The following is a 6,990-nucleotide window of genomic DNA, read 5'->3' as shown; positions in this document are numbered from 1 at the left end:
TGTAGTAAGATGATTCATAGGGAAGACCTCTTTTCTGTGAATTTAGTCGGCTAACTTTATTCTACAGAAAGGGTCTTCTTTTTTCTATGAACATCATTTAGTGCATTTCTATTTACACAAAATATTTTACACTCTCTTGTGTCGAATAAGCTATTATTATTTACGCCAACTGAGTTTTTAAAAACAGAAATCAATCTGGTATATTATTTTTTATCTATTGCTCTTATCTATCTTGTTCTCTATTTATGCTTCAAATTATCTAGACGAATAACTCCATTTAATATAAAAGCACAAAAACACTAGACCTTCGGATGTAAAATCAGGACGATTGCCCCCCGATTAGCTGAATCCTTGCCCGCAGCAAGCGAGTGTTTTTGAAACAATCAACCCCGTATAAAATAACAGCTGAAAAATAAGAGTGGTACTCCGGCGGTGAGTGCACTCTTATTAACTATGTTCTAGCCACCTTTCATGGCATTTTTCTAAGCACTTAAAACGTCGATAAAGGATGGAAGAATAAAAAATGATCGCATCCGCCAATTGGTATCTAATAAAGGAGCACGGGACATTATTTTGTGTTCTTGAGAATGAAGCGGATTCTTATTGACATAAAATGAAACTAAATTTCATATAAAACTATTAATAGGTTGATTTTTAATTTTATAACCTAGTATAATGAAAGCGAATACAAAAGGAGGCGAAAGGACTGAAACGTCATGCTAGATAAACTAACTACGGAATTGCGCAACGAAAAGACGATGAATCTTGATGAGATGAATACGATTGAAATCTTAACAGCAATGAACGAAGAGGATCACCGCGTTCCGCAGCAAATTGCACAAGCTCTTCCGGCGATCGCCCCGCTTGTAGAAGAAACAATCAAAGCAATGAAGCAAGGAGGACGGCTTATCTATGTAGGGGCAGGAACGAGTGGGAGACTAGGCGTCTTAGATGCGGCAGAATGTCCGCCGACGTTTGGGGTCGCACCAGATCGAGTGATTGGCTTAATTGCTGGCGGGGAAAAAGCTTTTATTGAAGCGAAAGAGGGAGCTGAGGATGATGAAGGTCTAGGAGAGGCGGACCTGAAAAAGATCCAACTGACCGTTCGGGATGTGGTTGTTGGCATAGCTGCAAGTGGCCGAACACCTTATGTCATTGGTGCACTGAAGTATGCGAATCAAGTTGGTGCGGTGACTGGAAGTTTAGCTTGTAACCGAGGAGCGGCAATCTCAAGAATAGCGACTTATCCAATTGAGGTGGAAACAGGAAGTGAAGTATTAACGGGTTCGACCAGATTGAAGGCGGGAACAGCGCAAAAACTCGTTCTCAATATGATTTCAACGACGGTGATGATTGGTTTAGGAAAAGCATATAAAAACTTAATGGTAGATTTAAAGCCCACGAATGAAAAGCTTCGTGAGCGCTCAAAGCGCATCATTATGGAAGCGACTGACGTGGAAGCTGCAGTTGCTGAGAAGCATTTACGGGAAGCAGGTGGTGTTGTCAAAGTTGCGATTATCACGATATTAACTGGTTGTTCGGTAGACCAGGCACAAATGACGCTTGACCGCAACGGTGGTTTTATCCGAAAAGCGGTTCACGAGCTTAATTAACGGATAAAAAGGGGGATCAACATGAAAAAAGAAGAAAGGCTGGCCAAAGAGATATTAGAACACGTAGGCGGCGCGGAAAACATTAAACGATTAGCTCATTGTATGACGCGAATTCGTTTAGATCTTCACGAGGATAAGCTGGTAGACATCGCGCAATTGAAAAACATTGATGGTGTGATGGGCGTTGTGGAGGATGACACGCTACAAATTGTTGTCGGTCCAGGAACGGTCAATAGAGTAGCAGCCAAGATGTGTGAGCAAACAGGGTTATCGTTAAATGAAGTAGACGACCCCGACCATGTCGCAGAGGATACGAAGCAAGCGATTAAAAAGAAAAACAATACGCCGATTAAAAACTTTTTGAAGCGAATAGGGAGTATCTTTATTCCACTTATTCCAGCGCTCGTTGCTTCAGGATTAATTAATGGCGGAGCGAACTTTGCTCAAAATGCAGGCGTCTCCCCTGACACGACATGGCTACAAATATTGCTCGTCATTGGTAGTGGAATTTTCACCTTCCTAGCGATTCTCGTCGGCTGGAATACGGCGAAAGAGTTTGGCGGCACACCAGCCCTTGGCGCGATAGCTGGTATTTTAATCATTAACCCTGCGTTGGAAAACGTGACCCTTTTTGGTGAGCAGCTCGTCCCAGGTCGAGGTGGGATCTTTGCCGTCTTGTTAGCCGGTTGGCTTATGGCCGTCGTTGAAAAGCAAATACGAAAAGGTGTCCCTTCAGCTGTTGATATCATTTTGACCCCATTTTTAACGGTTCTTATCGTCGGTGTAAGTACAATCGTCGTTCTTCAGCCTGTTGGTGGCTGGATTGCAGAAGGAGTGACAGCAGGAATTAACGGAGTCCTCGACATTGGGGGGGCAGTGGCAGGAGCGATTTTAGCAGGAACGTTCCTACCTCTTGTCATGGTCGGGATGCATCACGGGCTAACCCCGATTCACCTCGAGTTTATTAATAGTCAAGGGGTGACCCCGCTTTTAACGATTTTAGCGATGGCAGGGGCAGGTCAAGTAGGCGCCGCGATTGCCGTCTTCGTCAAAACAAAAAATCAGCGTTTGAAAAATACTGTAAAAGGGGCATTGCCTGTTGGTTTCCTTGGCATTGGAGAACCGCTACTTTACGGGGTAACACTCCCACTCGGGCGTCCATTTATTACAGCATGTTGTGGTGCGGCAGTCGGTGGAGCCTTCCAAGCGGTCATGTCAACAGCGGCAGTCGGTATTGGTGTATCCGGTCTCTCCTTAATTCCACTCATTGCTGAAAATAAATATTTCATTTATTTCTTAGGATTGGTCGTTTCGTACACGTTCGGATTTTTGTTTACGTATTTGTTTGGATACAAAGAAGAAATGGCAGAAAATATCGGTTAAATGGAAGGTGAACGGTAATGGAACGAGGCTTCTCTCTGTTTTTAGGAAACAGTGGATACCGTACAGATCAGACACAATATATACGTAGAATGAGCGAGGCTCGGTTTACCTTCGTGTTTACGTCTCTTCATATTCCAGAGGAGGATGCCGCCCTCTATGTAGAGCGACTCGATCAACTTGTAAGAGAGGCGCATAGGTGTGGATTGCGTGTAATCGTCGATGTGTCCCCTTCTTCTTTACCTTATGTGGCCTCTCTTGACGAGTCCGTAGATGGCCTAAGGTTGGATTATGGTTTTTCAGCAGAGGCGATCATGGAGTTGGCAAAAACGTATCAGATCGCTTTCAATGCAAGCACGTTGACAGAAACGTTTTTACATGAACTTGTCAATCAAGGACTCTCGTTGAAAAACGTGGAGGCGTGGCACAATTATTACCCTAGACCAGAGACAGGGCTTAGCTTGGAATGGATCAAACGTAGGAATCAATGGCTTCACACCCAAGGCTTAAAAACCGTTGCCTTTGTTAGTGGGGATGGGCAAAGACGTGGTCCGCTCTATCGAGGGTTGCCGACCGCTGAAGCCCATCGAGAGGTTTCTCCTTATGGTGCTGCGAGGGATTTGCATGATCGGTTACACACGGATGCCATCGTCATTGGGGATCAGGATCTCTCTCCTTATTCCCTTATGACATTTCGTGAAAATGAGGCGCGGCTCCGCGTAAGTGTACGGGAAGATATTCAAGAAGCTGAGTTAGCATTATTACAGCTTCCCCATCGGCAGCGCTTTGACCCTGCAAGAGATGTCATTCGCTCAGAGACATCGAGGCCGTACGCTCGCAAAGGGGAATTTGCTATCCGTGCGAAAGAGACCCAGACGCCTAGCTCTCGACTGAAGGGTACGGTGACAATTGATAATGAAACATATGGTCGCTATGAAGGGGAACTTCAGATTATGAAAAAAGAATTGCCTTTTGATGAAAAAGTAAATGTTGTCGCCAACGTGAGAGAGGAAGATATGATTCTACTAGACATCCTTCGTCCTGGAGAACCGTTTCGATTGGTCACCGATGAGTAATGATAGGCAGCTTATCCGGAGAAGCAAGGGGGAACCTTGTTTCTTCTTGCTATTTCTTAACACATGATGGTTCTATAAGAGAAATCCTCGGTTTTCTTCATTTCTCTTACTTTTTCTTCATTCTTCTAGCGATTTTCTCTTTTATTCGCGGACTTCCGACAATTTACCTAAAATCTCCCACCACTATGACGAAAAATGTTGTATAATGCAAGGAGATGTTTGAGAGGGTTGGAGGGAATCGAACTTCATGGATGTATCGATAGAATCAGGAAAAAAGATCATCCCCTTTATTCAAAGTGGAGATTACTTCTTTCGTCGCGGTGTGATTGCTTTTCGCAAAAATCATTTGTCTCGTGCTGTAAAGCTGTTAGAACGGGCGGTTAAATTAACAGAACAGGAGCCTGTTTTTCATATACAGCTAGCTGCAGTCCTTTCAGAGCTAGGTCACTATGAACGCTCCAATGACATTCTCGAATCGGTTGTGCAAAACTTAGATCCAGGCCATAGTGAGTGCCATTTTTTTATGGCTAATAACTATGCTTATTTAGGACTGTTCGAAAAAGCAGAGCATTGTGCGATAGCTTATTTAAGTGATCAGCCGGACGGTGAGTTTGCCAAGGATGCTCATGATTTGTTGGACCTTCTTCGTTTTGAAAAGGAAGAGGAAGGGGATGAGTGGGAAAATGAGCTCACACCAACCGATCAATTTTTGTTAGAACATGAAAAGGCCTGCCAACTTCTTGAAGAGGGACAGCTGCAAGAGGCCATTGTCCTCCTTGAAAAGTTAATGGATGAAGAGCCTTCCTATTGGACAGCTTACAATCAATACGCCCAAGCGTTGTTTCGCTTAGGGAATGTTGAAAAGGCATTTGAGGTGTGCGAGCACATCCTTGAAGAAGATCAGGGAAACCTGTTTGCCCTTTGCAACATGGCGTTATTTTATAAGAAACAAGGTCAGCAACAACAAGCGGAATCACTGATTCAAGCCTTATCTGCGGTTCATCCAATGGACCGAGCCCATCGTTTTAAAGTGGCGCAAGTTTTGTGCGCTGTCGGTGCGTGTGAACAAGCCTATGATCGTTTAAAGGAATTAGAGTGGACGTCGATTAGTAGTGACCCTGAGTGGCATTTTTGTATTGGTGTGGCTGCGTATCACCTCGGCCAAGAAGAAATAGCGCTTCGATATTGGAAAAAAGCAGCCACTCTTGGTGTCCAACAAGCAGCTGACTATTATGCCATGAGTATCGTCGATATTTTGCAAAAAGAGGACGTTACGTATGAAGGTTGGCATGTGAAGCAAAAAAGTAGACAGAACAGCTGATCATTTTTTACGATAAACAGAGGAAGCACTGATCATACTAAGGGCATGGGATTACGATAAGGAGAGTGTATAGGAATGGGTGAAGAACAAAAAGTATACGATGTGGTGATTGCCGGGGCTGGTCCAGCAGGGATGACAGCCGCTGTTTATACGTCACGGGCTAATTTAAGCACCGTCATGGTTGAACGTGGAGTCCCAGGTGGGCAAATGGCTAACACGGAAGATGTAGAAAACTATCCCGGCTTCGACCATATTTTAGGACCAGAGCTTTCAACAAAAATGTTTGAGCATGCGAAAAAATTCGGTGCAGAATATGCATATGGTGATATTAAAGAAATTATCGATCAAGGCGATTTGAAGCTAGTGAAAGCAGGAAATAAGGAATATAAAGCTCGTGCGGTCATCGTGGCAACAGGAGCTGAGTATAAAAAGCTAGGTGTCCCAGGAGAAAAAGAATTAAGCGGGCGCGGTGTTTCTTACTGTGCGGTTTGTGACGGTGCTTTTTTCAAAGGTAAAGAGCTTGTCGTCGTTGGTGGTGGTGACTCTGCGGTTGAAGAGGCGGTCTACCTCACCCGTTTTGCGTCAAAAGTTACGATCATTCACCGTCGCGATCAATTGCGAGCGCAAAAGATTTTACAGCAACGGGCGTTTGACAATGACAAGATTGAGTTTATTTGGGAACATGTCGTCAAACAAATCAACGGGACGGACGGAAAAGTGAGCAGCGTAACGATCGAGCATGCGAAAACAGGGGAACAGCAAGATTTTAAAACAGATGGTGTGTTCATTTACATTGGAATGCTTCCGTTAAATGAAGCGGTTAAAAACTTAAACATTTTGAATGACGAAGGGTACATTGTGACAAACGAAGAGATGGAAACGAGCGTACCAGGTATATTCGCTGCTGGTGATGTTCGCGAGAAATCGCTTCGACAAATTGTTACAGCAACGGGGGACGGAAGCTTAGCGGCGCAAAATGTGCAACACTACATTGAAGAGTTGGCTGAAAAAGTAAAAAATTAATAGTGAATAATGGAAAACGTAACTCCGTTTTAATCCGATTGTAACAGCTGTGAAATAAAGAGAGCGTATGATAAAGGTAAGTAATTGACCCCCTTTTTTATATATTTTTTGCACGGACCTTGTGTCCGTGCCCTTTTTTTATCTATTCACAATCAGATTAATCGGCTCTACAATAAATGTTGGGGTTTTTGCACAAAAGAGGGCAAAAAAAATGCACGCAGGCTCCTTTATCCATTATCCTTGAATTGTCGAGAAACAAAGAAAGGATAGGAGCTGCGTGTACGATGAATTTTACCATGGATTTGCCCGGATTAAAAGGTGTGAAGGTCACAAAGATGGAGGAACGAGAGGGCTTTATCGCGCTCCATGTAGAAATGCCGCGAACGCCTCATCGTTGCCCATCCTGCGGGGAGAGAACCGAGAGAATCCATGATTACCGCATCCAAAAAGTTCAACATCTCAAGCTCTTTGAACGGTGGGTGTATCTATTCTATCGAAAGCGCCGGTACGCGTGCAGATGCGGGAAGCGGTTTGCGGAGAAAGCCTGTTTTGTAGAGCGATATCAGCGTCAGACAGT

6 protein-coding genes are annotated in these 6,990 nt (G+C 44.1%); all 6 read left to right on the top strand.

Going from position 1 to position 6,990, the window contains the following annotated elements; translation table 11 throughout:
• Positions 1–716 precede the first annotated feature (716 nt).
• Positions 717–1,613, top strand: coding sequence for an N-acetylmuramic acid 6-phosphate etherase (gene murQ / locus E2L07_RS09310; RefSeq protein ID WP_010899703.1), 897 nt, complete (start codon positions 717–719; stop codon positions 1,611–1,613).
• Positions 1,614–1,634: 21 nt separating this feature from the next.
• A complete protein-coding gene (locus E2L07_RS09305) occupies positions 1,635–2,996 on the top strand; it encodes a PTS transporter subunit EIIC (protein ID WP_010899702.1) in 1,362 nt (453 codons plus the stop codon).
• Between the two features lie 17 nt (positions 2,997–3,013).
• Positions 3,014–4,069, top strand: a complete 1,056-nt coding sequence (locus tag E2L07_RS09300) for a DUF871 domain-containing protein (RefSeq protein WP_134229423.1) — start codon at positions 3,014–3,016, stop codon at positions 4,067–4,069.
• 247 nt (positions 4,070–4,316) lie between these two features.
• Entirely contained in the window at positions 4,317–5,390 is a 1,074-nt protein-coding gene (locus tag E2L07_RS09295; protein WP_134229422.1) for a tetratricopeptide repeat protein, read from the top strand.
• 75 nt (positions 5,391–5,465) lie between these two features.
• Positions 5,466–6,413 carry a thioredoxin-disulfide reductase gene (gene trxB / locus E2L07_RS09290; protein WP_134229421.1) on the top strand — a complete coding sequence of 316 codons (948 nt, stop codon included), beginning with the start codon at positions 5,466–5,468 and terminating at the stop codon, positions 6,411–6,413.
• A 284-nt stretch (positions 6,414–6,697) separates the two neighbouring features.
• Positions 6,698–6,990, top strand: a 293-nt coding sequence (locus E2L07_RS09285; protein ID WP_134229420.1) for a transposase family protein, incomplete at its 3' end; no start/stop codon positions are given.

Source organism: Halalkalibacterium halodurans, assembly GCF_004376175.1.
Lineage (GTDB): Bacteria > Bacillota > Bacilli > Bacillales > Bacillaceae_D > Halalkalibacterium > Halalkalibacterium halodurans.
The sequence above is the reverse complement of the archived record's forward strand: the minus strand, read 5'-3'. Positions and strand labels throughout refer to the sequence as shown.